Genomic DNA, 25,045 nt, shown 5'->3' on the forward strand with positions numbered 1-25,045 from the left:
TCGGGCAATTCTGCGGCGGCTATGCGCGCCAATTGCGGCAGCGCTCGACCGCATCGGCAAAGCGGTTCACGAGCGCGCGATCGAAGGGCGCCGCCTCGACCAGGGTGCCCGTCTGCTGCTGCGGCAGATCATCGATGGTCGAGAGGCCGGCGCCGATCAGCGCGAACAGCGCGCAGCCCAGCCCGGTCAGCTCCAGGCTGGCCGGAATTGTCAGTTGCCGCCCCAGCGCCTTCGCCAGGAAGCCGCGGAAGTAGCCGTTGTTGGCGAGGCCGCCGTCGATCGAGAGCTTGGCTGCGATCGGCTGCAATCCGTCCATGGCCGCGATCACCTGCGCGGCGCGGAGGGCGACGCCTTCCAGCAGCGACTGCAGCATATCGCGTTTGCTGGTCTCCAAACCCATGCCGAGCCACAGCCCCGCGGCGCTGCGATCCCAGTATGGGCAACCGAGGCCCGAGAGCGCCGGCACGAAGGCTAGGCCGCGTTCGATCGCGCAGCCATCGAAGGTTTCAATCTCGCTGAAATCCGCAAACAGCCCGAGCTCGCGCGCCCAGTTCAACGCCGAGGCGGCGTTGTAGACCCCGCCGTCGATCGCATAGGTGACGGGCGCGTCGCCCAGCTTCCAGGCGATGGTCGGCAGCAATCCGGTTTTGGGGTTCTTCAGCGGCTTCGATCCGGCGATGGCGAGGGCGAAGGCACCGGTGCCGAAGGTGATCTTGGCATCGCCCGGCTTGCGGCAGCCATGGCCGAACAAAGCGGCCTGCTGGTCGACCATGCTGGCTGCCACCGGCACCCCGTCGATCGCGCCGAAATCCCCCGCGGTCGCGCGAATCTCCGGCAGGCATTCGATCGGCACGCCGAAGAGCTCGGCCAGTTGCGGGTCCCATTGCAGGGTATCGAGATTCATCAGGCTGGTGCGCGAGGCCGTCGTCACGTCGGTCGCGAATTGGCCGGCGACCCGGTCGAGGAAGAAGGCATCGCTGGTGCCGAGCCGCAGCCGGCCCTCGCGCCGCAAAGTTTTCGCTTCCGCGACATTGTCGAGCAGCCAGCGCAGTTTTGCCGCCGAGAAATAGGGATCGAGCGGCAGGCCGGCGCGCGCCAGCGTGGTTTCTTCGTGACCCGCCGCCTTCAGTTTTTCGATCTCGGCATGGGTGCGCGCATCCTGCCAGACGATCGCGTTGTGGATCGGCTTCTTGGTCTTCGCGTCCCATGCAACCACCGTCTCGCCCTGGTTGGCGATGCCGATGCCTGTCGCGCCGGCCTTATGCTGCGCGATCAGCCGCGCCACATTGCCGACCAGCTCTTCCGGGTCATGCTCGACCCAGCCGGCTTGCGGATAGAACTGCTTGTGGTCGATGGTCGCGCCGGAGCGGAAGGCTCCGTCGCTCTGCAGCACATGCGCGCCAGATCCGGTCGTGCCCTGGTCGATGGCGATGACGGCGGTCATGCGTCAGGCTCCAGTGAAACGGTGATGCACCGGCAGGCCTGCAGGCTCTTGGGCGAGACCGGCCAGGGGATGCGGCGTTCCGGCAGCGCATCGATCTTGTGCATGGAGATGATCCTGTCGTCGCCGCGCACCACCAGATCGCCACTGGCTGCTTGGCGCGCACGACCGAAGAACAGCAGCTCCGGATCGATTGGGTCATCCGCGACCAGGCGCTGCGGATAGACATAGGCGAGTGCGCCGGCGGCCTGGACCGGGATTCCGGTCTGCGCCGGCTGGAGCTTGCCCAGCAGGGTCGCGGCGATGATCCGCCCGGCCGCGCAGCCCTCGCGCCAGCATTGGCCCGCGGTCTCGATCCCCCGCAGCAGGTTGCCCGCCGCGAAGAACGCGGGATCGGAGCAGCGCCAGAACTGGTCGATTGCCGGCCCCTGCGTGCCGGGATCGACGGCCAGGTGGCTGCCGGCAAGCAAGGCATTCTCCGGCCGGAACTTGCCGGTGAAGACCACGCCGTCGCAGTCGAGCCGCTCCGGCCCGTTGCCGCGATCGATCTCGACGCCTTCGACTTGTCCATGGCCGAGGATGCGCAGCAGGGCGGTGTTGAGCAGCACCGGCACGCCGAAGCCGAGGCGCGCGATCCAGTCGCCCGGCCGGCGCGCGGTGATGCGGGGGCCGGCTTCGATCATGGCGACAGGCCGCACCTTCACATGGCGCAGGGTCATCAGGGTCGAGAAGGCGACCAGCTCGGAACCCACGATCACCGGCCGCTCGAACGGCCGCTGGCCGTGCAGATAGACGAACTGCTGCAAGGCGCCGGTGTTCATGACGCCCCAAGGTCGCGCGCCGGAGGTGAGCCGGGCGCTGCGCGGCGTCTCCCGCGCGCCCAGCGCCAGCAGCACCGCGCGGCCCTTCCAGGTCTGCGGGCCCTCGGCGCCGGTGGTCTGGATGATACCGCCGGGCTCCAAGCGCAAGGCGGTGACGCCGAGTTTCAGCTCCGCGCCACCCGCCATCTCGGTAAGGTGCCGCGCATAAGCCGGGCCGGTCATCACTTTGCGATACTCGTTCCAGCCGAAGCCCAGATGGCCGCAATGCCGCGGGATGCCGCCGGCGGTTTGCTCGCGGTCGAGCACCGCGATCCTGCCGACATTGTGCCGCGCGAGCTCGGTTGCCGCGGCGAGACCCGCGGGACCGGCGCCGAGGATGATGACGTCGCGCTCGATCACAGCTCGATCTTCCCGGCGGCGATCGCCGCGACATTGGCGCCGCAATAGAAGCCCTGGCAGCGGCCCATCATTGCCCGGGTGCGGCGCTTCAGGCCGCCGACGTCGCCCGCGGGCAGGGGGCCGGTGAGCGCAGCCTCGATCTCGCCGCGGGTCACCCATTCGCAATGGCAGACGATCTCGCCGCCGATCTGATAGGGGCGCGGCCGCTCCTCGCAGAGATTGGGCACCGGGGTCCAGACCGGCGCTACTTCTTCCATCGGATGGAAATGCCGGGCGACGAGATCGGCGACATGCGCGGCGATGCCGAGTGACGCCGTAAGACCGGTCGATCGGATGCCGCCGACCGTGATCCAGCGCCGTTCCGGCTGCGCCTCGATCTGGTAGTCCTTGAATTGGGTCGCCGGTCGCAAGCCGGCATAGACCGCGTTCACGCCGATCCCGGCGAGGCCGGGCAGCATCTCCTGGCCCTTCTCGATCAGCATGGCCAGCATCTTCTCATCGACCTCGGCGACGTCGCGGGTCTCCTGGTCCTCGGCGGTGGGACCGACCAGCAGATTGCCGAAGGCGGTCTTGCAGATGACGATGCCCTTGGTGCGCTCGGTCGGCACCGGCAGGATGATCGAGTGCGCGAGATTGGCGGCAGGCTTGTCGAAGACCACGAACTGGCCCTTGCGCGGCGTCACCTTGAACGGGCTCGGCCGGCAGATCGCCTCGACGATGTCGCCGTGGTTGCCGGCGGCATTGATCACCAGCCCCGCCGTGATGCGGCCGCGCTCGGTGACCAGCGACCAGGCGCCGTCGAAGCTGCCGCCGGAAACCGTGCAGCCGCGCCGGATCCGCCCGCCATGGGCGAGGCCCTGCAGCGCATAGGCGAGCGGCGCCGACCAGGGGTCGATGATGTGTTCGCCGGGCACCAGTACGGCGCCCAAAGCATGCGGCGCCAGCTGCGGCTCGCGCCGGCGCAGTTCCGCTGCGGAAATCTCGGTCACATCGGTGACGCCGTTCTGATGCGCCTGCGCGACAATGCTGGGCAGCTTCGCGCGCTGCTCTTCGTTCCAGGCGACCACCAGCGCGCCGGTCTCGACCAGCGGCAGGTTCAAGCGGTTGCGGATCGCGGTGTATTCGCGGTAGCCCGCCTGCATGCAGGCGACTTCCAGCGAGCCCGGCGGCGCGTCGAAGCCGGTATGCAGGATCGCGCTGTTGCCCTTGCTCGCACCGGAGAGGATGTCGTCGCCCTTCTCCAGCAGCAGCGGCTTCAGCCCGGCCAGCGCCAGGCGCCGGAAGATGGCGCAGCCGACCACGCCGCCGCCGATGACGACGACGTCGGCGCGGTCGAACTCCGCCATGATACCGGGCCGGGGGCTAGATCTGGGTCCGGAGATGGAAGGATTTCGGCCGGGTCAGCATCTCGTAGCCGACGCGCGAGAGCGTGGCACCGCGGCCGGAATCCTTCACGCCGACCCAGGCCAGCGCCGGGTCGAGATAGTCGCAGCGATTCATGTAGACCGTGCCGGTGTCGAGCTGATGCCCGATCTTCTTCGCCGCCGCCTCATCCATGGTCCAGAGCGCCGCGGTCAGGCCGAACTTGCTGTCGTTCATCAGCGCGATCGCCTCGTCGTCGGACTTCACCTTCATGATGCCGATGACCGGGCCGAAGCTCTCCTCGGACATGACCGACATCTTGTGATCGACATTGACCAGCACCTGGGGCGCCAGATAGGGCGTGCCCGGCTTGCTGGCAGCGAAGTCTTTCTCGTCGATCAGCGGCTTGGCGCCGGCCCGCACGGCATCGGCGATCTGGCCGCGCACGAACTCGGCGGCGGAAGTGCGGACCATCGGCCCGAGATTGGTGTTCTTATCCAGCGGGTTGCCGAGCTTGTACATGCGGGTGAGGCCGGCGAAGCCCTCGACGAACTTGTCGTAGAGACTCTCATGCACGTAGATGCGCTCGATGGCGCAGCAGCACTGGCCGGAATTGAACATCGCGCCATCGACCAGGTTCTCGATCGCATGATCGAGCATGGCATCGGCGCGAACGTAAGCCGGATCCTTGCCGCCGAGCTCGAGCCCCATCCCCATGAACTTGCCGAGCGCCGCCTGCTGCACCGCATGGCCGCCGGCGACCGAGCCGGTGAAGTTGACGTAAGCCGTCTCTGGCGCCGCGATCACCTTGGCGGTGTCGTCGTGGGTGAGGACCAGGTGCTGGAAGATGCCCTTTGGCAGGCCGGCGGCATCGAAGGCCTGCTGGAACCGCTCGGCGCAGAGCGGGGTCTGCGCCGAATGCTTCAGCACCACGGCATTGCCGGCCATCAGTGCCGGGACGACGCCGTTGACCGAGGTGAGGTAGGGGTAGTTCCAGGGCGCCACGATGAAGACGACGCCCAGCGGCTCGCGGTGGATGAAGCGGGTGAAGCCGGCCTTGTCCTTGGCCTCGATATCGGCCAACGCTTCCGGCGCGATCTGGATCATGTAGCGCGCGCGTTCCTCGAAGCCGCGCATCTCGCCCGGGCTCTGGCTGATCGGGCGACCCATCTGCCGGGTGATCTCCTCCGCCATCGCGTCCTTGTGGGTCAGGAAGATGTCGACGGCCTTGGAGATCAGCTTGCCGCGCTCGGCGACCGGCACCTGCTTCCAGGCGCGCTGCGCCTCGACCGCGGCCTTCAGGGTCGCGGCGATCTCCTGCGGCGTGGCGTAAGGCCGCTCGACATAGACCGAATTGTCGACCGGGGTGATGGTCTTCTGGGTGGCGGACATGTGATCAGCGACTCCTAATTAGATCTCGTCATGGTCCGCGGAGGCGGACCATCCACGAGTTACTTTGTGTTAGGCAAACTCGTGGATGGTACGCCTTCGCGTACCATGACGACCGAGAGGGTGGTGACGGTGTGCAATACCATCCGCATCAGATGATCTCGAAATAGCGGGCGAGTTCCCAATCGGTGATCGCCTTCCTGAACTCGCGCTCTTCCCATTCGCGGGTCGCAGCGTGGTGCTCGACGAACTCGTCGCCGAACAGCTCGCGCGCCGCGGTGGATTTCTTGAGGCGCTGCGCCGCTTCCCAGAGTGTCCGCGGCAGGTCGAATTTCGCGGGGTGTTTCATTTCATAGGAATTGCCGACGATCGGCTTGGTCGGCTCGATCTTGTGCTCGATGCCGTAGAGGCCGGAGCCGATCGAGGCCGCGAGCGCGATATAGGGATTGCAGTCGGCGGCAGCGATCCGGTACTCGACGCGCTGCGACTTCTCCGAACCCGGGATCACCCGCAAGGCGCAGGTGCGGTTCTCGACGCCCCAGGTCGCATCGGTCGGTGCCCAAAAGCCGGGGATGAGCCGCGAGTAGGAATTGACGGTGCTGGCAATCATCGCCAGCACTTCGGGCATCAGTTCCTGCTGGCCGCCGATGAACCAGCGCATCTTGTCGGAGATGTTGTGCGGCTTCTTCTTGTCGTGGAAGACCGGCTTGCCGTCCTTGCCCTTGAGCGAGATGTGGATGTGGCCGGACTGTCCCGGATAGTTGTTCGACCATTTCGCCATGAAGGTCGCCATCATGCCGCGCCGCTGCGCGATCACCTTCATGATGGTCTTGAACAGGGCACCCCGGTCGGCGGATTCCAGGGCGTTGTCGAAGGTGATGGCGGCTTCGAGCACGCCGGGGCCGGTCTCGGTGTGCAGGCCCTCGATCGGCATCCGCATCTTCTCGCAGGTGTCGAGGATCTCGTGATAGAGCTCGGCCCAGACGGTGTTGCGGATCGCCGAATAGCCGAACCAGCCGGGCGTCATCGGCTGCAGGTCCTTGTAGTTCTTCTGCCGGATCGATTCCGGCGTCTCATCGAACATGAAAAACTCAAACTCCAGCGCGGAGTAGACGTCGAAGCCCATCTTCGCGGCACGGTCGAGCACCCGGCGCAGGGTGCCACGCGGGCAAATCGCCTCGGCCTTGTCGGTGAACTCGGCGAGGAACAGCAGCATGCCGCCGCCTTCCATCGGGAGCTCGCGGCAGGTCGAGGGGATGACGCGGACCGGGGCATCCGGGTATGCAGTATGCCAGCCGGTGTATTTCACGTTGTCGAACAGCTGGTCGTGGCTGTCCCAGCCGAGCACCACGTCGCAGAAGCCGAAGCCGTTCTCGAGGGCGGAGAAGAACTTCGCCTTCGACATATACTTGCCGCGCAGGATCGCGTCGCCGTCGAACACGCCGACCTTGACATGGGTCAGGCCGCGTTCCTCGACGATCTTCTTGGCGTCCGCGACGCTCTTCACTTGTTCCGGCTTCAACGGCATTTGGATCAGCCCCCGCTGCTCTTTTGGAGTTTCTTGAAGGAAGGCCGCTACCTTAGCCAGTGGCGCGCAAGCCCGCCACAGATTCCCGCAAAGAAAAGGGGAGGCAGTTGCCTGCCTCCCCCGTCATCGATATCCGGCTGGTATGGCTCAGCCGACGCCGCCGAGGGCGGCCTCTTCCTTGGCGATCTCCGCCTGTCGCTTGGCCACCGCTTCCGGGGTCAGCGGCGGGCCGGCGAAGCGCGCGGCTTCATTGACGAAGGCGAGGGCCAGCAAGATCACTGCACCGACCGCCAGCCAGACGATGGGCGGCAGGCCCAGGAACGCGCCTTCGGCGGCCGTCATCCAGCCCGTCTCCGGCTGGAACCAGAAATAGGCGAGGACAATGCCGGCCGCGGCGACGACCAGCGCGATTGTCCGCGGCTGCCAGATCACGACCAGCGCGATGATGGCAAAGGCGAGGAACTGGCCCACGAGCTGATACGGCGGCTGGAAGCCGACGAAGGCCAGCACACCACCACCGATCACCGCCAGCACGCCGACCAGCTTCGATGCGCCGCCGAGGTCGAACGGCCCCTTCTTCGTCCAGGTCTTGCCCTCGGCGAGGATGCCCGCGCCGATCGGCATGATGTAGGAGACATAGAGGAAGACCGCGCAGCCCGAGGCCAGGATGATATAGGCCTGGGCGTTGGACCCCGCGACCCAGCCCAGGATGAAGCAGAGCACGGCGCCGACGATGATCGCATTGCCGGGCGTGCGATACTGCGGGCTCACCCGGCGCAGGAAGCGCGATGCGCCGGGAATGCCGCCGTCGCGCGAGAAGGCGTAGATCATGCGTGAGAGCGAGGTCATGCCGGCAAGGGCGCAGAGGTAGTTCGAAACCACGATGCCGATCGCGATGATCCACTTGATCCACCACGGCATCAGGTTCTGTTCCAGGGTCCAGCCGAAGACGCCCCAGCCCTTGGCCGCGCCTTCTTCCACGCTCGGCATGGCGAGCAGGACGGCCACCACCAGGATCCAGCCGAACAGGCCGGACCAGAAGACCGAGGTGATCATGCCCTTCGGCACCGAGCGTTGCGCGTCACGGGTTTCCTCGGAGGTGTGACCCGAGGCGTCGAAACCGGTGATCGTGTAGCAGACATGCAGCAGGCCGAGGACGAAGGCGAAGAACAGGCTGGTCGTCGCCGGCCAGGTTCCGGCACCCGGGTCGCCGGTGAAATTCTGGAAGGTGACCAGCCGCGAGAAGTCGAGCGGAACCGGCGAGCCCGCAATCAGGCCGATGATGATGATGATCGAGATCGCGAAAATCAGGTAGCCGGCAAAGTCGGTCAGGATGGTGGTCGCCTTGATGCCGACGTAGTTGAGGATCGCCTGCGTGATGGTGATGACGGCGACCGCGATCAGCAGATGCGTGCCGGTGAAGGTCTCCGGCGCGATGCCGACGATCGGGATCAGCACCAGGTCCTTGAGCAGCAGGTAGACGCCGTAGTTGACCGAGGAAACCACGAACAGCAGCCCGCCCAGATTCAGCCAAGCGGCCGCCCAACCCCAGCCGCGTCCGCCGAGGATCGAGGCCCAGTGATAGATTCCGCCCGCGGTCGGGTAGGCCGAGGCGATCTGGCCCATGGCCGCGGCCACGATCAGCGCGAAGGCCGCACCGACGATCCAGCCGATGCCGATCGATCCGCCGCCCGCCGCGCCCAGCGCCACGGTATAGGCACCGATGCCGCCGGCGAGGATGCAGATGATCGAGAATGAAATCGCGAAGTTCTGGAACACGCCCATGCGCCGGGAGAGTTCCTGGGCATAGCCCATGCTGTGGAGGACTTTTACGTCCTCGTTATGTTGGTCTGCAGACATAATAGTCCCCTTCCCTGTAACCCATGTCGCGACAGTGCCCCCGCCCCGTCATGGGCGGGTCTGTTCGAGCCATTTCTTGTGGATGGTCGCGAATTCCCCCGAGTGTCGGCGGCCTCCGCTTCCCCCTTCGGCCCTGCCTCGACGGCGACCCACGGTCGCTTTACGACTGAAATTATGCCGTTTCGTTAAGAGAGTGTAAAGGCGAGGCCCAGACAGAAAGCTTTCGTCTGTCGTATAAGTAATTGAGACAGATTATAAATTTTGGAACTGTGAAATCTGCGACCCGGCCGATTCTGCTGACCGATTGGTCAACGACTCACCCGCCGCCTTCTCGGAGTTCAGCCCGCGCGACCTCGGCGAAGGCTTCCGAGCGGCGGGTGGGGCGGATCCGTGCCAGGCGCAGCAGGCCGAGCGATTGGGGGCGGACCTTGTCCTTGACCGGGCGATAGACGACCTGGCGGCCGTCGAGGGTCTGCGCGCTCGCGGGCCGCGAATGCATCACCGAGAAACCGTCGCCCGACGCTACCAGCCCGCGCAAGGTCTCGAAGCTCGGCGTTTCCTGGGCAATCCGTGGACGAAGCCCGCGCGACGAGAAGACTGAGAGGAAATAGTCGCGGCTCTGCGGCAGGTTGAGGAGCACCATCGGATACTGGTTGAGCTGCTCCAGCGCGACTTCCTTCTCGCGGGCGAGGCGGTGGCCCTTCGCCAGCACCGCATGCAGCGGCATCGCGACCAGCGGCTCGAAGGCGAGATCCTCGGTGAGGTTGAGGTCGTAGGTGAGGGCGAGCTCGAACTGGCCGGCCGAGAGGCCATCGACCACGCCCTGGACATGATGCTCATGCAAGGTGATGGCGATCGCCGGATGCGCCGCGGTGAAGGCGCGGATCACCCGCGGCATGATGATCGGCGCGAAGGTCTGGAAGCAGCCGACATGAAGCTCGCCCTCCATCGCCTGGCCGAGGCCGACCGCGCCCTGGCGCAACTCCTCGGCATGATCGAGCAGGCTGCGCGCATCCTTGAAGAGACGCGCGCCGGCCGGGGTGAGGCTCAGGCCCTGGGCGTGGTGGCGGATGAAGAGATCGACCTTGAAGCGGTCCTCGAGCTCGGCGATCGCGGCGGAGACCGAGGGCTGGGAGATGTTCAACCGCCGCCCGGCCTCGGTGATGCTGCCGGTCTCGGCCACCGCCACGAAGTAGCGGATCTGCTTCAGGGTAAAGCTCATAGATAATTCCGATCCCGACGACAGGATTAAAAGAATTTCCCTCTGAGGGGCCGGATGTCAATCTGGATCGGGATTGCAGGGGAGCCCGCCATGCTCAGAACCGGTGCGGATTACCGCGACAGCCTCAAGGACGGGCGGCAGGTCTGGATGAACGGCGAGCGGGTCAAGGACGTGACCGCGCACCCCGCCTTCAAGCCGATCGTCGATATCCGGGCCCGGATCTACGACATGGCCCATGAGGCCAAGTTCAAGCCGGTGATGGCCTACGCCGAGGGCAACCAAGAGAACTGCATCGGCTACAAGCTGCCGCATACACGTGAGGACTGGGAGGCGAAGCGCCGCTCGATCGACGCGGTGATGCGGGAGATCAACGGCTACGCGGTGCGGGTCGGCGACGAGACGGTCGGCGAGATGTGGTCGCTCTACGATGGGCGCGACGTCCTGAACGAGGTCGATCCGCAATTCTCGGCCAACATCACCCAGCATATCGACCGGGTGCTCAACACCGACATCTTCCATGTCTCGGCCAACACCGATCCCAAGGGCGACCGTTCCAAGCGCCCGCAGGACCAGGACCCGGACATGCTGCTGCACCTGGTCAAGGAGACGGACAAGGGCATCATCGTCCGCGGCGCCAAATACGAGACCGCGGCGGCCTATGCGAACCAGGCCTTCGTCAAGCCGACGATCGCCAATTGGGGCGACGACAAGCTCTCGGATTATGCGCTGGGCTTCATCTGCGACATGGGTGCCCCGGGGCTGAAGCACATCTGCCGCACCGGTTTCGCCGGCCGCGGCAGGGCCGCGGATTATCCGCTCTCCAACCGCTGCGACGAGGTCGATACCCTGCTGGTGTTCGACGACGTGCTGGTGCCCTGGGAGAACGTGCTGTTCTACCGCCACACCCGCGCCGCGGCTTACATCCGCGGCACCTTGCACCGCTACAGCGCCTATCCCTACACGCTCCGCCTGCTCTATATCGCCGATCTCATGCTGGGCGCCGCGGCCTTCAACGCCAGGCAGACCGGGCTCGACGTGCAGCAGGCGGTGCGCGAAAAGCTGGCGCTGCTGGTGCAGTATCGCGAGACCATCAACGCGCATCTCCTGGCCTGCATCCAGCTCGCGCAGCCGAGCCCGGGCGGCTTGCTGATGCCCAACCCGTCGATGCTCTATACCGGGCGCTATTACGCGATCAACCAGCTCCCCGCCATGATGCACGTCGCGCGCGAGCTCTGCGGCGGCCAGATCTGTGTCACGCCGGACAGCGCCGCCTTCGCCGATCCCGAGATCAGCCAATGGCTCGACAAATACTATTCGGTCAACGAGCATTGGCAGGCGGAAGACCGCCGCCGGCTGCTGGCCTTCGCCCGCGACCTCTTAAACTCCGACCGCGCCGGGCATATGCTCACTTTCGAGCTCTTCGCCCAGTCGCCGCCCTATGCGCACCTCAACGCGATCTACATGAATTACGACGTGAAGGACGCGCTCAACTATGTGAAGGATTGCGCGGGCCTCTCGGACCGCGTCATGGAGCAATGGAGAAAACGCTAAATGGCCTATAGCCACGTTCGCCTGCGGAAGTTCAACACCGCCAAGACCTATCCCGAGCAGAAGCTCGACAACGACCTCTCGATGTCGGTCCGGGCCGGCAATTTCGTCTTCCTGCGCGGCCAGGTCGGCCAGGCGCTGGACGGCAGCAATGTCGGCCTCGGCGATGCCGCCGCCCAGACCGAGCAGGCGATGCAGAACATCAAGCAGCTCCTGGAGGAGCAGGGCGCCAAGCTCGCCGACATCTGCAAGATCACGATCTACCTGACCGATCCGCGCTACCGCGAGGCGGTCTACCGGGTCATCGGCAAGTGGCTGAAGGGCGTCTATCCGGTCTCGACCGGCCTGGTGATCGATGCCCTGGCGCGGCCGGAATGGGTGGTCGAGGTCGATGCCTTCGCGGTCATCCCCGACAGCCGCTTGAAATCCCTGCCCGAACCGGCCGAACATCTGCAGTGGAAGGACACGGCGGACGCCGCCGACAAGAAGTCTTCCAAGAGCAAGGGCAAGCGGAAGAAGAGCAAATGACCTTCTCGATCGCGGGGCGCTGTTCCCGCACCGGCATGTTCGGCATCGCGATCTCGACCTCGTCGATCGCGGTGGCCGCGCGCTGTCCCTGGGCCCGCGCCAGGGTGGGCGCGGTCTCGACCCAGAACGTGACCGATCCCCGGCTCGGGCCGAAGGGGCTGGATCTGCTGCAGCAGGGTCTCTCGGCGCCCGATGCGATGAAGCAGCTGATCGCGCATGCGCCGCACAGCGAATACCGCCAGGTCACCATGATCGACACGGAAGGCCGCACCGCGGTCTGGAGCGGCGCCAAGGTGCTGGGGACCCACGGCGCTGCCGAGGGCAAGAACTGCGTGGCGGCCGGCAACCTGCTGCAGAATCCCGGCGTGCCGCGCGCGATGGTCAGGGCCTTCGAGGCCGAGACCGAGATGACCCTGGCGGAGCGGCTGCTGGTGGCGCTGGAAGAGGCGGTGGTCGCCGGCGGCGAGGCCGGCCCGGTGCATTCCGCGGCCCTGCTGGTGATGGACCAGCAGCCCTGGGCCCTGGTCGACCTGCGGGTCGATTGGGCCGACGAGAATCCGATCGGCGGCGTGCGCAAGCTCTGGGAGGCCTATCGCCCGCAGATGCAGGACTACGTCACCCGCGCGCTCGATCCCTCCGCGGCACCGAGCTACGGCGTGCCGGGCGATCCCGGCCGTTAGGCCCGCTTCTTCTTCTCGCCGCGCTTGAGGATGTAGAGGCAGCTCGCCACCACGATCGCCGCGCCGATCATCATCGGCAGGGTCAGCACGTCCTGCCAGAAGATCCAGCCGATCGCCGTCGCCCAGATCAGGCCGGTATAGTCGAGCGGCGCCACCAGCGACGCTTGCCCGTAGCGGAAGGCCTGGTTCAGGCAGAATTGTCCCGCCGTGCCCATGATGCCGACGGCGATGAACAGCAGCGCGTCATGCAGGTTGGGCGTGATCCAGTAGAACGGCATCGCGCAGCCCAGCACCACGACCACGACCAGGGAATAATAGAAAAGGATGGTGTGGCTGGGCTCGCTGGTCGAAAGCTGGCGCGAGGAAACCTGCGTCGCCGCCCAGAGTGCCGCGGAGATCAGCGCCAGGATCGAGCCCAGCTCCGGTGGTGCCGAGCTCGGGTTGCTCAGCAGCTGGAGGATGCCTTCCGGGTCGAGGCCCTTGGTGCTGGGCTGCGCGATCAGGATCACGCCGACGAAGCCGACGATGACCGCGCTCCAGCGCCGGATGCCGACATGCTCCTTCAGCATCGGGATCGAGATGATGGTGACGAAGATCGGCGAGGCGAGGCCGATGCAGACCGCGGTCGGCAGCGGCACCAATTTGAGCGCCAGGTAGAAGCAGAGCATGGTGAGGAGATTGCAGGCCGAGCGGATGAGATGCCCGCCGATGCGCCGGGTCTTCAGGCTGCCGAGGCCATGGCCGCTGCCGGCGGCGAAGGCCAGCATCATGCACAAGCCCAGCGAGTATCGCAGGAAGGCGATCTGGCCGACCGTATAGCCGTCGGCGAGCCACTTCACCAGCCCGTCCATCGAGGTCAGCAGGAAGGCCTGGGCCAGCATATAGACGACGGCCCGGCCCGGCTGGTTGCGCAAAGCCGGCTGGGCAGACCCCGGCTCGGGGGTGCCGACGTCCACGGTCGATTGTTGGGTCACGTTGCCAGCAGACCTGCTGAAAGGGTAGTGTTGGCCGAATTATGCAATTCTGCCCATCAGTTGGCCAGGGGCTTGGCCCCATTCTTGAGTAATTCTCATGCCGCTAGACTTCGTCCATTCCGCCTGCCCGCATGACTGCCCTTCGACCTGTGCGCTCGAAGTCGAGCGGCTGGCTCCGGATCGCATCGGCCGCGTGCGGGGCGCCTCCGAGAATCCCTACACCGCCGGCGTCGTCTGCGCGAAGGTCGCGCGCTATGCCGAACGCCAGCATCACCCCGACCGGCTGGCCCAACCTTTGCGCCGCGTTGGCCCCAAGGGCGGCGGGCGCGACGCCTTCCGGCCGATCTCCTGGGACGATGCGCTGGACGAGATCGCGGAAAAGTTCGTCGCCGCCGAGCAGAAATACGATTCGACCGCGGTCTGGCCCTATTTCTACGCCGGCACCATGGGCCTGGTGCAGCGCGACGGCATTCACCGCCTGCGCCATGCCAAGCGCTATTCGCTGGAGAAGGAGACCATCTGCGTCGCGCTCTCAGATGCCGGCTGGATGGCCGGCGTCGGCGTCATGCGCGGCGTCGATTCCCGCGAGATCGACGAATCCGACCTGATCGTGGTCTGGGGCGGTAACCCGGTCGCGACCCAGGTCAACGTGATGACCCATATCTCGCGCGCCCGCAAGAATCGCGGCGCCAAGCTGGTGGTGGTGGATCCCTATCGCACCGGCACGGCGGAAGCCGCCGACACGCATCTGATGCTGAAGCCCGGCACCGACGGCGCGCTCGCCGCGGCGGTCATGCATGTGCTGTTCGCCGAGGGCTTCGCCGATCGCGACTACATGGCGAAATATGCCGACGACCCGACCGGGCTCGAGGCGCATCTGCGCGCGAAGACGCCCGAATGGGGCGAGAGCGTCACCGGCGTTCCGGCCGAGGAGATCCGGAAGTTCGCGCGGCTCTACGGCAGCACCAAGCGCGCCTATATCCGCGTCGGCTACGGCTTCTCGCGCACCCGCAACGGCGCCGGCAGCCTGCATGCGGTGACCTGCCTGCCGACCGTGACCGGCGCCTGGCAGCACAAGGGCGGCGGCGCGCTCTATTCCAATCGCTCGATTTATCATCTCGACAATGCGCTGATCACCGGCGCGGAGATGAAGGATCCTTCGATCCGCGCGCTCGACCAGTCGCGGATCGGCGCGGTGCTGACCGGCGACAAGCGCGATTTGGGTGACGGCCCGCCGGTCACGGCGCTGCTGATCCAGAACACCAACCCCATGGTGGTCTGCCCGGATCTCAAGAAGGTGCACCAGGGCTTCGCCCGCGAGGACCTGTTCGTCGCCGTGCATGAGCAGTTCATGACCGAGACCGCGGCGGTCGCGGATATCGTTCTGCCCGCCACCACCTTCCTGGAGCATGACGACATCTACCGCGCCAGCGGCCACAGCTTCCTGCAGGCGACGAAGAAGGTGGTCGAGCCCTATGCCGAGGCGCGGCCCAATCACTACGTCATCTGCGAGCTCGCCAAGCGCCTGGGTTGCACCCAGCGCGGCTTCTTCATGAGCGAGTGGGAGCTGATCGACGACATGCTGAAGAAGTCGGGCTGGCCTGGCGCCGACGAGATCTATGCCAAGCACTGGCATGACTGCATGCCGGCGTTCGAGACCGCGCATTTCCTCGACGGCTTCGGCCATGCCGACAAGAAGTTCCACTTCCACGCCAATTGGGCGAGGCTCGGCAGCGATGTGCAGGGCATGGCCGACCTGCCGGATTTCTCGCCCGTCATCGATGCCGCCAACGACCAGCATCCGTTCCGCCTGGTCGCCGCACCGGCCCGCCAGTTCCTGAACTCGACCTTCACCGAAACGCCGGGCTCGCGCGGGCGCGAGCGGCGGCCGACCTTGCTGCTGCATCCGGAGGATGCGCAGAAGCTCGGCATCGCCGAAGGCGGCAAGGTCGAGGTCGGCAACCGCCAGGCGACGATCTCGCTGCATGCCGGGTTGTTCGACGGGCTGCAGCGCGGCGTGGTGGTGATCGAAAGCATCTGGCCCAACGCGGATTTTCCGGACGGGCTCGGCGTCAATGCGCTGACCAGCGCCGATCCCGGCAAGCCGGGAGGCGGGGCCGTGTTCCACGATACGGCGGTCTGGGTTCGGTCCGCCGCCTGAGCATGCGTATGCATCATGGAGAGTGAGCGGCCGTGGGAGTTGGCCGTGCCCAGAATCGCACAGGGACTATCGGGGGATAGCATGAGCGCGAAGCCTTACATTATCGTCGTCGGCAACGAGAAGGGCGGGTCGGGCAAATCGACCGTCGCCATGCATGTGATCGTGGCGCTGCTGCTGGACGGATATGACGTCGGATCGATCGACCTCGATTCCCGGCAAGGAACGCTGACCCGCTATTTCGAGAACCGGCAGCACACGGCGGAGAGCCTGCCGAAGAAGCTGCCGCTGCCCGAGCATGTCTCGATCGCCCGCAGCAAGGCCACCTCGGTCACGGAAGCGACCGAGGAAGAGGCCGAGGCCCTGGACCTGGCGCTGAAGCAGCTCGGCAAGATGGATTTCATCGTCATCGACACGCCGGGCAGCGACAGCACCCTGTCGCGCCGGGCGCATATCCTGGCCGATACCCTGATCACGCCCTTGAACGACAGCTTCCTCGATCTCGACGTGCTGGGGCGGGTCGACAAGACCGGCAAGAGGGTGACCCGGCCCAGCATCTATGCCGAGATGGTCTGGGACCAGAGGAAGCGCCGGGCGGCGGCCGGCGGCAAGCCGATCGACTGGGTGGTGTTACGCAACCGCCTCACCACGCTGGACGCCCGCAACAAGCGGGAGATCGCCCGGCTGCTGGGCGAGCTTTCCAAGCGGATCGGCTTCCGGATCGTCCCCGGCTTCACCGAGCGGGTGATCTTCCGCGAGCTTTTCCCGCGCGGGCTGACCCTGCTGGACCTGACCAAGGTTGAAAGCGGAATTGAATTGGCCATGTCGCATGTCGCCGCACGCCAGGAAATTCGCGAGCTTGTCACCGCCCTGAAACTGCCGGGAACCCGCAAGGCGAAGCGGAGTTGATGACGGCACGGGATTGTGTCACCAATCCCCTTAGTCTCCCCAAGCTTCGAGGACCAATCCATCATGCGAAAGCCTGTGCGCAAGGCCATCTTCCCGGTCGGCGGTCTCGGCACGCGTTTCCTGCCCGCCACCAAGGCGATGCCGAAGGAAATGTTGCCGGTCGTGGACAAGCCGCTGATCCAATACGCGGTCGAAGAGGCCCGCGCCGCCGGGATCGAGGAATTGATCTTCGTCACCGGCCGCGGCAAGAGCGCGATCGAGGACCATTTCGACTATTCCTATGAATTGCAGGACACGCTGAAGGCCCGCGGCAAGAAGGCCGACCTCAAGGTGGTCGAGAGCCTGCTGCCGACCCCCGGCAACATCACCTATACCCGCCAGCAGGAACCGCGCGGCCTCGGCCATGCGGTCTGGTGCGCCCGGCACCTCATCGGCGGCGAGCCCTTCGCCGTGCTGCTGGCCGACGACCTGGTTCAGGCCGAGGTGCCGTGCCTGAAGCAGATGGTCGATGTCTACAACAAGCTCGGCGGCAACCTGGTCGCGGTGATGGACGTGCCGCGCGAGCATACCGACCGCTACGGCATCCTGAAGACCGGCGGCGAGAGCCGCGGCGTCGTGGAGGCGCTGGGCCTGGTCGAGAAGCCGAAGCCGGATGTGGCGCCCTCGACGCTCTCGATCATCGGCCGCTACATCCTGCAGCCGGAGGTGATGGACCATCTCGGCGCCCAGGAGCCGGGCGCCGGCGGCGAGATCCAGCTGACCGACGCCATGGCCAAGATGACCGGCCGCGGCCGCTTCCACGGCCTCCGCTTCAAGGGCCGCCGCTTCGATTGCGGTGATAAGGTGGGCTGGATCGAGGCCAACATGGCCTATGCCATCGCCCATCCGCAGATCGGCAAGGCCTCGAAGCAAAGCGTGCTCGACGCCGCAGCGGCGCTGAAGAACTAGACGCGTTGCCGCCTCTCGCACTCTCCCCTAGCATGCGTCGCATGCCAGGGGAGAGTCGCGCATGAATCCCGAAGAGTTCCGCAAGGAAGGCCACCGGCTGATCGACTGGATCGCCGATTATCGCGCCGGTGTGGCGAAGCGTCCGGTGATGGCGCAGGTGAAGCCGGGCGAGATCCGCGCCCGGCTGCCGAAGGCGCCACCGCAGCAGCCGGAATCCTTCGACGCGATCTTCGCCGATCTCGAGCCGCTGATCGCCGCCGGCACCTCGCATTTCCAGCACCCGCGCTTCTTCGGTTACTTCCCCGCCAACAGCGATCTTGCCTCGGTGCTCGGCGACTACCTGAGCACCGGCTTGGGCGTGATCGGCCTCTCCTGGCAGTCGAGCCCCGCTTTGACCGAGCTCGAAGAGGTGATGACCGACTGGATCCGGCAGATGATCGGCCTCGGTGATGCCTGGCACGGCGTGATCCAGGACACGGCGTCAACCAGCACCCTGGTGGCCCTGATCTCGGCGCGGGAGAAGCTCTCCAACTACTCTCTGGCGAAAGGCGGAATCCAGGCCGAGCCGGCGCCGTTGGTGGCCTATGTCTCCGGCCACGCGCACAGCTCCGTCGACAAGGCGGCGACCTTGGCCGGGTTCGGCGCCGCGAACATCCGCCATGTCGCCGTCGATGCCGACTTCGCGATGCAGCCCGACGCATTGCGCGCGGCCATCGAGCAGGATCGCGCCGCAGGCCTGAAGCCTTGCGCCATCGTTGCCAGCGTCGGCACCACCACGACCACCGCCGTCGATCCCGTGAAACCCATCGGCGCCCTCGCCAAGGAGTTTGGGCTCTGGCTGCATGTCGATGCGGCCATGGCCGGCTCGGCAATGGTCCTGCAGGAATGCCGCTGGATGTGGGAGGGGATCGAGGACGCGGATTCCCTCATTCTCAATCCCCACAAGTGGCTCGGCGCCGCCTTCGACTGCTCGACCTATTTCGTCAGGGACCCGCAGCACCTGATCCGGGTCATGAGCACCAACCCGAGCTACCTGCAGACCAGCGTCGACGGTGCGGTGGTGAACTATCGCGACTGGGGCATTCCCCTGGGTCGCCGCTTCCGCGCCCTCAAGCTCTGGTTCCTGCTGCGCGCCAACGGCGTCGCGGCCCTGCAGGCGCGCCTCCGGCGCGACATCGCCAATGCAAGATGGCTCGCCGACGAGGTGAGGAAGACGCCGGGCTGGCGGGTGCTGGCGCCGATCCATCTGCAGACCGTCTGCATCCGGCACGAGCCGGCGGGACTTTCCGGCGAAGCCTTGGACCGGCACACGCTTGCCTGGGCCGACGCGATCAACCAGTCCGGCGGCGCCTATGTGACCCCGGCGACGCTGGACGGGCGCTGGATGGTCCGCGTGTCGATCGGCGCCATCCCGACCGAACGCGCGGACGTGGCAGCATTCTGGAAACTGGCGCAGGACTGCGCGGTGTCAGCGCACTAACTTCGCCAGCAGCCGGTCGATCGCGTTCTCGAGCGTCTTGCGCTCGGCTGCGCTGAGATCGTCCAGCAGATGCCGCGCGAACTCCGCCGCCTTCGGCGCGAGATCGTCATAGGCGGCCTTGCCCTTGGCCGTTAGGACGAGCGGCTCTTCGCGGCGGTCCTCGTCGCTGTCGCCGCGGCGCACGAAACCGATCCGCTCCAGCTCGGCGACCGCGCGGCTGACCTTGGTCTTGTGCATCCGGCTGTGGGCGACGATGGCCTTGGCGGTGATCGGCGCGTATTGGCCGAGATGCGCCAGGACCCGCCATTCGGGAACGGCCAGCCCGTATTCTTCCTTATAGATCCTGGACAAGGCGCGGCTGACCGCCTCCGCCAGGATGTCCAGGCGGTAGGGCAGAAAACGGTCCAAATCGAGATCGGCGGCCTTGACCATTGGTATCACTTGCAACTATATTAGTTGCGAATGTAATCGTATCCGGACGACTTGTCCAGCGGGAGGCTCCCATGAGCAGCGCCAAATACATCGCATTCCCGAAGGTCGAGGGCCTCGCCTCGCGCCAGGCCCATGCCGACCTGCCCGAGGGCACCTTCGAGCGCGAGCTCGGCAAGGAAGGCTTCTTCGGCCCGGCGACGCATATGTATCACCGCCACGCGCCGACCGGCTGGCGACGTTGGGAAGGGCCGCTGCGGCCCCGCGCCTATGACCTGACCTCGCTGCAGGGCGGCAACTCGCCCTGGGACGCGAAGCTGGTCCTGCACAATGCGGCGGTGAAGATGCGGCAATGGCGCTTCTCCGGGAAGATGGATCATCTGGTGCGCAACGCCGACGGCGACGAACTGCTGTTCATCCACCAGGGGGCCGGCGCGCTTTATTGCGACTACGGGCATCTGCCGTTCGTGACCGGCGACTACATCGTGTTGCCGCGCTCCACCATGTGGCGGATCGAGACCACTTCGCCGGTCACCATGCTCCTGTTCGAATGCAGCAACGGCACCATCCGCTCGCCGGAGCGCGGCTCGGTCGGCCGCCATGCGGTCTATGACGAGGCGATGCTGGAGACGCCGCGGATCGACGACGCCTTCAAGGCGCAATACGACGAGCAGGAATGGTCGGTGGTGGTGAAGCGCCGCGACCTCGCCTCCACCGTCACCTATCCCTTCAACCCGCTGGATGCGGTGGGCTGGCACGGCGATCTCGCGCCGGTGCGCCTCAACGTCGCCGACATCCGGCCGCTGATGAGCCACCGCTATCACCTGCCGCCCTCGGCCCACACCACTTGGGTCGGCAGCCGCTTCGTGATCTGCACCTTCGTGCCGCGGCCGTTCGAGACCGACCCCGGCGCCTTGAAGGTGCCGTTCTTCCACAACAACGACGATTACGACGAGGTGATCTTCTACCACGAAGGCGATTTCTTCAGCCGCGACAACATCAAGCCCGGCGTCATCACCTGGCATCCCTGCGGCTTCACCCACGGCCCGCACCCGAAGGCGCTGCAGCGCATGTATGAGGCGGCAAAGCCCGCGACCGACGAATATGCGGTGATGCTGGACACCCGCGATGCCCTGGACGCCGGACCGGAGATGGACGGGGTCGAGATGCACGCCTATGCGGAAAGCTGGATGACGCCCGAGCCGGTGAAGGCGCCGAAGCGCCAATGAAGCTCGCCACCATCCGCGCCGGATCGCGCGACGGACAGCTGGTCGTGGTCTCGAAGGATCTCAGCCGCTGCCTCTCGGTCATGCCGATCGCGACCTTGCAATCCGCGCTCGACGAGTGGGATGCGGTTCGCCCATCGCTGCAGGTCTACTCCGACCGGGTGAATGCCAGCGACAGAGGCACACAGCCTTTCGATCCGAAGAACTGTCTGTCGCCGCTACCGCGCGCCTATCAATGGGCCGACGGCTCGGCCTATGTGAATCACGTGGCGCTGGTGCGCAAGGCCCGCGGCGCCGAGATGCCGGAGAGCTTCTGGACCGATCCCCTGATGTATCAGGGCGGCTCGGATTCCTTCCTCGCACCCAATGACCCGATCCGCGGCGATGAGAGCTGGGGCATCGACTTCGAGGCGGAGATCGCCGTCGTCACCGGCGACCTGCCGATGGGCGCCTCGGTCGATCAGGCGCGCAAGGCGATCCGCCTCGTCATGTTGGTGAACGACGTCTCGCTCCGGAATCTCATTCCCGGCGAGCTTGCCAAGGGATTCGGCTTCTTCCAGTCGAAGCCGAGCTCGGCCTTCGCGCCGGTCGTGGTGACGCCGGATGAACTGGGCGATGCCTGGGACGGCGGGCGATTGCATCTGCCGCTGCTCTCGACGCTGAACGGCAAGGCCTTCGGCAAGCCGAACGGCGGCATCGACATGACCTTCGATTTCCCGACCCTGATCGCCCACGCGGCGAAGTCGCGGCCGCTGGCGGCGGGGACGATCATCGGTTCCGGCACGGTCTCCAACCGCGGCGCCGATGGCGGGCCGGGCAAGCCGGTGGGCGAGGGCGGGGTCGGCTATTCCTGCATCGCCGAGCAGCGGGTGGTGGAAACCATCCTGACAGGGTCGGCGAAGACGCCGTTCCTCAAATCCGGCGACCGGGTGCGGATCGAGATGCTGGGCGCCGACGGGGTCTCGATCTTCGGCGCCATCGACCAGCTGGTGGAAGCGGCTTCCCGCTGACCGCGCGTCGCGCTATACCGCGACCATGAGCGACAAGATCCGCATCGGCATCGACCTCGGCGGCACCAAGATCGAAGTCCTGGCCATTGACCGCGACGGCAAAGAGCTGACGCGCCACCGCGTCGCGACGCCGCGCCACGACTACGCAGGCTCGATCAAGCTGATGGCCGAGCTGGTCGCGCGGCTGGAAAGCGAGACCGGCAAGAGCGGCACGGTCGGCGTCGCCATTCCCGGCTCGATCTCCGCGGTCACCGGCCTGATTAAGAACGCCAACTCGGTCTGGCTGAACGGCAGGCCGCTCGACAAGGATCTCTCGGCGGCGATGGGCCGCGAAGTGCGTTGCGTCAACGACGCCAACTGCCTCGCGGTCTCGGAAGCGACCGATGGTGCGGGCGCCGGTGCGGCCGTGGTCTTCGCCGCGATCCTCGGCACCGGGACCGGCGCGGGCATCGCCTTCCAGGGGCGCGCGCATAACGGCCCCAACGGAATCGCCGGGGAGTGGGGCCACAACCCGCTGCCCTGGCCGAGTGCTGGTGAGTATCCGGGGCCGGCCTGCTATTGCGGCAAGCATGGCTGTCTCGAAACCTGGATCTCCGGCAGCGGGCTCGAAGCCGATTACGAGCGCAACACCGGCACGCACTGCACCGGGCGCGAGATCCTGGCGCTCAGCGTTGCCGGCGATGCCGTGGCGGAGGCGGCGGTGCGGCGCTATGAAAGTCGCCTGACCCGCGGCCTCGCTCATGTGATCAACGTGCTCGATCCCGATGTGATCGTGCTCGGCGGCGGCATGTCGCGGATCGAGCGGCTCTACCCGGCGCTGAACGCGAATCTCAGGGACTATGTCTTCGGCAGGGAGTTCGCGACGCCGATCCGCCCCGCCTTGCACGGCGATTCCAGCGGCATCCGCGGCGCTGCCTGGCTCTGGCCGAAGGACTAGGGATCGAGGTGGCGGGAGACCGTCACCTCTTCGCCGAAGATCCCGCGCGGGCGCAGCAGCAGGATCGCCGCCATGATCACGCCGATGGCGACGATCTGCAAAGCGGCGGCGCGGGCCTGCTGCTCGGGCGGGAAGATCTCGGTCATCGCGGCGCCCGAGGCGCTCCACAGCGCCCAGACCACGATGGCGCCGAGCACCGCACCCTTGTTGTTGCCGGAGCCGCCGATGATCAGCATGGCCCAGGTCTGGAAGGTGATCGCCGAGAGATAATTCTCCGGCGCGATGAAGCCGATGAAATGCCCCTGCACCGCGCCGGCCAGGCCCATCACCGCGCTGCCGAGCACGAAGGCCTGCAGGCGGAAGAGATTGGCATTCTTGCCGATCGCCCGCGCCGCGGTCTCGTCCTCGCGGATCGCCCGCAGCACCCGGCCCCAGGGGCTGCGCACTAGGCGCTCCAGGGCGAGGAAAACCACCAGGGTCACCGCGGCGACCAGGCCGAGGTTGGCGAGGTTGAAGGCGAGCGGATTCTCCGCGAGCGCGTTGAACGGCCGCGGGATGAAGGCGATGCCGAAGGGTCCGCCGGTGACGCTCTGCGCGTTCAGGGCGAAGAGCTGGATCACGATGGCGATGCCGAAGGTGGTGATGGCGAGATAGTCGGCGCGGAGCCGGAGCGTGATCGCGCCGATGACCGCGGCGGCAATGCCGGCGCCGATCATGGCGCCGATCCAGCCCACCGCAATCGGCAGGCCGTAGCCGCCCCAATGCTCGCCGGCCGGCGTGGTCAGCATGGCGGAGATGTAGGCGCCGATCGCGACGAAGCCGGCGACGCCGACGTTGAAGAGACCGGTCTGCCCCCATTGCAGGTTGAGGCCGAGGCAGATCAGCGCATAGGAGAGCGCGGTGGTGAGGAAGAAGGAGAGATAGGCGACGACTTCCATCATCCGCCCTCCTGCTTCCCGAAGAGACCGGCGGGGCGCACCAGCAGCACGGCGATCAGCAGCAGGAAGGCGACGGCGGCGCGATACTCGGCGCCGACGTACCGCACCGCCATCGATTCCGCGAGGCCGACGATGAGCCCGCCGACCACCGCGCCGGGCACGCTGCCGATGCCGCCCAGGATCGCCGCCGCGAACATCGGCAGCAGCAGGTCGAAGCCCATATGGGGCCGGATCTGCACCGTGATCCCGGCGACGATGCCGGAGGCGCAGGCCAGCGCGCCACCGATCAGCCAGGTCTTGCGGATGACGCCGGCGACGTCGATGCCGGCGACCGCGGCGAGATTGGGGTTCTCGCTGACCGCACGCATCGCGCGGCCGATGGTCGTCCGGGTGATCAGGAGATGCATGCCGACGACCAGGATCAGCGTGAGGACCAACATCAAGAGCTGGTCTGGCGTCACCCTTATGCCGAAGCCGATCGGTATGGCGATCTGCAGCTCGCGGCTGAAATATTGCGGCTCGGCGGTAAACAGGAACTCGAGCAGCGCGCGCAGGGCCATCGAGGCGCCGAAGCTCGCCATCACCAGCACGATGGCATTGCCGTGCTTGCGCAGCCTCGCGAACAGCAGCCAGTCCAGCGCCAGCGCGAGGCATCCGGTGAAACCCATGGCGATCACGCCGGCGATCAGCACCGCCCAGCCGACCGAGAAGGGGCCGATCGGCGCCAGCTCCAGGCCGATGCCGAGACCGATCAGTCCGGCGATCACCAGCGCGGCATAGGCGCCCCAGGCGATGAACTCGCCATGCACGAAATTGGCGAAGCCGAGAATGGAATAGGTGAGGGTGACGCCGATGGCGCCCAATCCCACCATCGCCCCGATCAGCAACCCGTCGGCCAGGAATTGCAGGCTCATGGCGTCGCACCCGCCGGCGACACCGGATCGCCGCCGAAATAGAGGTGCGCGATGATCGGATCGTCACGTAAGACGGCCGCCGGCCCGTCATGCCGGTTGCGGCCCTCGGCCAGGACATAAGCGCGGTCGGCCAGCGCCAGGGCCGCGCGCACGCTCTGCTCGACCAGCAGGATGGCGACGCCGGATTCGCGCACCCGTTTCAAGGTCTCGAAGACTTCCGCCGCGACCTTCGGCGAGAGGCCGGCCGAGGGCTCGTCCAGCATCAGCACCTGGGGCTCGACCAGCAGGGCGCGGGCGACGGCCAGCATCTGCCGCTGCCCGCCGGAAAGCCGGCCGGCGGTCAA

At 66.5% G+C, this 25,045-nt stretch carries 21 protein-coding genes and 1 pseudogene; 10 read left to right on the top strand and 12 right to left on the bottom strand.

Translation table 11 applies throughout. The features are described from left to right. Positions 1-19: 19 nt before the first annotated feature. The 7 genes from ACH2CY_RS01690 to ACH2CY_RS01720 all read right to left on the bottom strand — a co-directional run bounded on the left by ACH2CY_RS01690 (position 20) and on the right by ACH2CY_RS01720 (position 10,022). A complete protein-coding gene (locus ACH2CY_RS01690; protein WP_395015226.1) occupies positions 20-1,444 on the bottom strand; it encodes an FGGY family carbohydrate kinase in 1,425 nt (474 codons plus the stop codon). Beyond that, positions 1,441-2,661 (bottom strand): FAD-dependent oxidoreductase, encoded by a 1,221-nt coding sequence (locus ACH2CY_RS01695; protein ID WP_395015227.1) that lies wholly within the window; start codon positions 2,659-2,661, stop codon positions 1,441-1,443. Before ACH2CY_RS01695 ends, ACH2CY_RS01690 begins: the two co-directional genes overlap by 4 nt. Next, the gene (locus tag ACH2CY_RS01700) at positions 2,658-4,007 is read right to left on the bottom strand and encodes an NAD(P)/FAD-dependent oxidoreductase (RefSeq protein WP_395015228.1); all 1,350 of its coding nucleotides are present in this window, start codon (positions 4,005-4,007) and stop codon (positions 2,658-2,660) included. The genes ACH2CY_RS01695 and ACH2CY_RS01700 overlap by 4 nt, the downstream gene beginning before the upstream one ends. 16 nt (positions 4,008-4,023) lie before the next feature. Next, positions 4,024-5,415: an aldehyde dehydrogenase family protein gene (locus ACH2CY_RS01705; RefSeq protein ID WP_395015229.1), complete on the bottom strand. Its 1,392-nt coding sequence runs from the start codon at positions 5,413-5,415 to the stop codon at positions 4,024-4,026. Between the two features lie 148 nt (positions 5,416-5,563). After that, complete coding sequence (locus ACH2CY_RS01710; protein ID WP_395015231.1) at positions 5,564-6,940, bottom strand: glutamine synthetase family protein; 1,377 nt, start codon at positions 6,938-6,940, stop codon at positions 5,564-5,566. Between the two features lie 147 nt (positions 6,941-7,087). Further along, positions 7,088-8,800 (bottom strand): amino acid permease, encoded by a 1,713-nt coding sequence (locus ACH2CY_RS01715; protein ID WP_395015233.1) that lies wholly within the window; start codon positions 8,798-8,800, stop codon positions 7,088-7,090. Positions 8,801-9,116: 316 nt separating this feature from the next. Further along, a complete protein-coding gene (locus ACH2CY_RS01720; protein WP_395015234.1) occupies positions 9,117-10,022 on the bottom strand; it encodes a LysR family transcriptional regulator in 906 nt (301 codons plus the stop codon). A 90-nt stretch (positions 10,023-10,112) separates the two neighbouring features. Here ACH2CY_RS01720 and ACH2CY_RS01725 point away from each other — a divergent pair, with 90 nt between their 5' ends. From ACH2CY_RS01725 to ACH2CY_RS01735, 3 genes and pseudogenes are all read left to right on the top strand, one after another. Beyond that, complete coding sequence (locus ACH2CY_RS01725; RefSeq protein ID WP_395015236.1) at positions 10,113-11,573, top strand: 4-hydroxyphenylacetate 3-hydroxylase family protein; 1,461 nt, start codon at positions 10,113-10,115, stop codon at positions 11,571-11,573. Beyond that, a pseudogene (locus tag ACH2CY_RS01730) lies at positions 11,574-11,972 on the top strand (RidA family protein); the annotation flags it as partial. Between the two features lie 122 nt (positions 11,973-12,094). Further along, complete coding sequence (locus ACH2CY_RS01735; RefSeq protein ID WP_395015237.1) at positions 12,095-12,778, top strand: DUF1028 domain-containing protein; 684 nt, start codon at positions 12,095-12,097, stop codon at positions 12,776-12,778. Here ACH2CY_RS01735 and ACH2CY_RS01740 read toward each other — a convergent pair. Then, positions 12,775-13,752, bottom strand: a complete 978-nt coding sequence (locus ACH2CY_RS01740) for a DMT family transporter (RefSeq protein WP_395015239.1) — start codon at positions 13,750-13,752, stop codon at positions 12,775-12,777. The genes ACH2CY_RS01735 and ACH2CY_RS01740 overlap by 4 nt on opposite strands. Positions 13,753-13,849: 97 nt before the next feature. On the opposite strand from ACH2CY_RS01740, the gene ACH2CY_RS01745 reads away from it, so the two are divergent. From ACH2CY_RS01745 to ACH2CY_RS01760, 4 genes are all read left to right on the top strand, one after another. Further along, complete coding sequence (locus tag ACH2CY_RS01745) at positions 13,850-15,913, top strand: molybdopterin oxidoreductase family protein (RefSeq protein WP_395015241.1); 2,064 nt, start codon at positions 13,850-13,852, stop codon at positions 15,911-15,913. A gap of 81 nt (positions 15,914-15,994) precedes the next feature. Continuing rightward, positions 15,995-16,819 (top strand): division plane positioning ATPase MipZ, encoded by an 825-nt coding sequence (locus tag ACH2CY_RS01750; protein WP_395015244.1) that lies wholly within the window; start codon positions 15,995-15,997, stop codon positions 16,817-16,819. 63 nt (positions 16,820-16,882) lie between these two features. Next, the gene (galU, locus tag ACH2CY_RS01755; RefSeq protein WP_395015246.1) at positions 16,883-17,767 is read left to right on the top strand and encodes a UTP--glucose-1-phosphate uridylyltransferase GalU; all 885 of its coding nucleotides are present in this window, start codon (positions 16,883-16,885) and stop codon (positions 17,765-17,767) included. A gap of 61 nt (positions 17,768-17,828) precedes the next feature. Then, complete coding sequence (locus ACH2CY_RS01760; RefSeq protein ID WP_395015248.1) at positions 17,829-19,247, top strand: pyridoxal phosphate-dependent decarboxylase family protein; 1,419 nt, start codon at positions 17,829-17,831, stop codon at positions 19,245-19,247. Here the strand turns inward: ACH2CY_RS01760 and ACH2CY_RS01765 are convergent. Continuing rightward, the gene (locus tag ACH2CY_RS01765) at positions 19,236-19,679 is read right to left on the bottom strand and encodes a MarR family winged helix-turn-helix transcriptional regulator (protein ID WP_395015249.1); all 444 of its coding nucleotides are present in this window, start codon (positions 19,677-19,679) and stop codon (positions 19,236-19,238) included. The two genes, ACH2CY_RS01760 and ACH2CY_RS01765, sit on opposite strands and share 12 nt — an antisense overlap. 71 nt (positions 19,680-19,750) lie before the next feature. Here ACH2CY_RS01765 and ACH2CY_RS01770 point away from each other — a divergent pair, with 71 nt between their 5' ends. The 3 genes from ACH2CY_RS01770 to mak are packed head-to-tail and all read left to right on the top strand — an operon-like array spanning position 19,751 to position 22,849. After that, positions 19,751-20,905, top strand: a complete 1,155-nt coding sequence (locus ACH2CY_RS01770; protein ID WP_395015252.1) for a homogentisate 1,2-dioxygenase — start codon at positions 19,751-19,753, stop codon at positions 20,903-20,905. After that, positions 20,902-21,912: a fumarylacetoacetate hydrolase family protein gene (locus tag ACH2CY_RS01775; protein WP_395015254.1), complete on the top strand. Its 1,011-nt coding sequence runs from the start codon at positions 20,902-20,904 to the stop codon at positions 21,910-21,912. The genes ACH2CY_RS01770 and ACH2CY_RS01775 overlap by 4 nt, the downstream gene beginning before the upstream one ends. Before the next feature lie 25 nt (positions 21,913-21,937). Then, positions 21,938-22,849, top strand: a complete 912-nt coding sequence (gene mak, locus ACH2CY_RS01780; RefSeq protein ID WP_395015255.1) for a fructokinase — start codon at positions 21,938-21,940, stop codon at positions 22,847-22,849. On the opposite strand, the gene ACH2CY_RS01785 is transcribed toward mak, so the two are convergent. The 3 genes from ACH2CY_RS01785 to ACH2CY_RS01795 all read right to left on the bottom strand — a co-directional run. Continuing rightward, entirely contained in the window at positions 22,846-23,790 is a 945-nt protein-coding gene (locus tag ACH2CY_RS01785; protein WP_395015258.1) for a branched-chain amino acid ABC transporter permease, read from the bottom strand. The genes mak and ACH2CY_RS01785 overlap by 4 nt on opposite strands. Then, complete coding sequence (locus tag ACH2CY_RS01790) at positions 23,787-24,701, bottom strand: branched-chain amino acid ABC transporter permease (protein WP_395015260.1); 915 nt, start codon at positions 24,699-24,701, stop codon at positions 23,787-23,789. The genes ACH2CY_RS01785 and ACH2CY_RS01790 overlap by 4 nt, the downstream gene beginning before the upstream one ends. Then, positions 24,698-25,045: ATP-binding cassette domain-containing protein (locus tag ACH2CY_RS01795; RefSeq protein ID WP_395015262.1), on the bottom strand; the 348-nt coding region annotated here is incomplete at its 5' end. The genes ACH2CY_RS01795 and ACH2CY_RS01790, both read right to left, overlap by 4 nt.

This window comes from Dongia sp. (genome assembly GCF_041905885.1).
Lineage (GTDB): Bacteria > Pseudomonadota > Alphaproteobacteria > Dongiales > Dongiaceae > Dongia.

Excerpts from the sequence above, each read along its gene's own strand:
- ACH2CY_RS01690 (WP_395015226.1), bottom strand. The coding sequence starts at position 1,444 with ATGACCGCCGTCATCGCCATCGACCAGGGCACGACCGGATCTGGCGCG.
- ACH2CY_RS01700 (WP_395015228.1), bottom strand. The coding sequence starts at position 4,007 with ATGGCGGAGTTCGACCGCGCCGACGTCGTCGTCATCGGCGGCGGCGTG.
- ACH2CY_RS01705 (WP_395015229.1), bottom strand. The coding sequence starts at position 5,415 with ATGTCCGCCACCCAGAAGACCATCACCCCGGTCGACAATTCGGTCTAT.
- ACH2CY_RS01710 (WP_395015231.1), bottom strand. The coding sequence starts at position 6,940 with ATGCCGTTGAAGCCGGAACAAGTGAAGAGCGTCGCGGACGCCAAGAAG.
- ACH2CY_RS01715 (WP_395015233.1), bottom strand. The coding sequence starts at position 8,800 with ATGTCTGCAGACCAACATAACGAGGACGTAAAAGTCCTCCACAGCATG.
- ACH2CY_RS01720 (WP_395015234.1), bottom strand. The coding sequence starts at position 10,022 with ATGAGCTTTACCCTGAAGCAGATCCGCTACTTCGTGGCGGTGGCCGAG.
- ACH2CY_RS01725 (WP_395015236.1), top strand. The coding sequence starts at position 10,113 with ATGCTCAGAACCGGTGCGGATTACCGCGACAGCCTCAAGGACGGGCGG.
- ACH2CY_RS01735 (WP_395015237.1), top strand. The coding sequence starts at position 12,095 with ATGACCTTCTCGATCGCGGGGCGCTGTTCCCGCACCGGCATGTTCGGC.
- ACH2CY_RS01745 (WP_395015241.1), top strand. The coding sequence starts at position 13,850 with ATGCCGCTAGACTTCGTCCATTCCGCCTGCCCGCATGACTGCCCTTCG.
- ACH2CY_RS01750 (WP_395015244.1), top strand. The coding sequence starts at position 15,995 with ATGAGCGCGAAGCCTTACATTATCGTCGTCGGCAACGAGAAGGGCGGG.
- galU (WP_395015246.1), top strand. The coding sequence starts at position 16,883 with ATGCGAAAGCCTGTGCGCAAGGCCATCTTCCCGGTCGGCGGTCTCGGC.
- ACH2CY_RS01760 (WP_395015248.1), top strand. The coding sequence starts at position 17,829 with ATGAATCCCGAAGAGTTCCGCAAGGAAGGCCACCGGCTGATCGACTGG.
- ACH2CY_RS01765 (WP_395015249.1), bottom strand. The coding sequence starts at position 19,679 with ATGGTCAAGGCCGCCGATCTCGATTTGGACCGTTTTCTGCCCTACCGC.
- ACH2CY_RS01770 (WP_395015252.1), top strand. The coding sequence starts at position 19,751 with ATGAGCAGCGCCAAATACATCGCATTCCCGAAGGTCGAGGGCCTCGCC.
- ACH2CY_RS01775 (WP_395015254.1), top strand. The coding sequence starts at position 20,902 with ATGAAGCTCGCCACCATCCGCGCCGGATCGCGCGACGGACAGCTGGTC.
- mak (WP_395015255.1), top strand. The coding sequence starts at position 21,938 with ATGAGCGACAAGATCCGCATCGGCATCGACCTCGGCGGCACCAAGATC.
- ACH2CY_RS01785 (WP_395015258.1), bottom strand. The coding sequence starts at position 23,790 with ATGATGGAAGTCGTCGCCTATCTCTCCTTCTTCCTCACCACCGCGCTC.
- ACH2CY_RS01790 (WP_395015260.1), bottom strand. The coding sequence starts at position 24,701 with ATGAGCCTGCAATTCCTGGCCGACGGGTTGCTGATCGGGGCGATGGTG.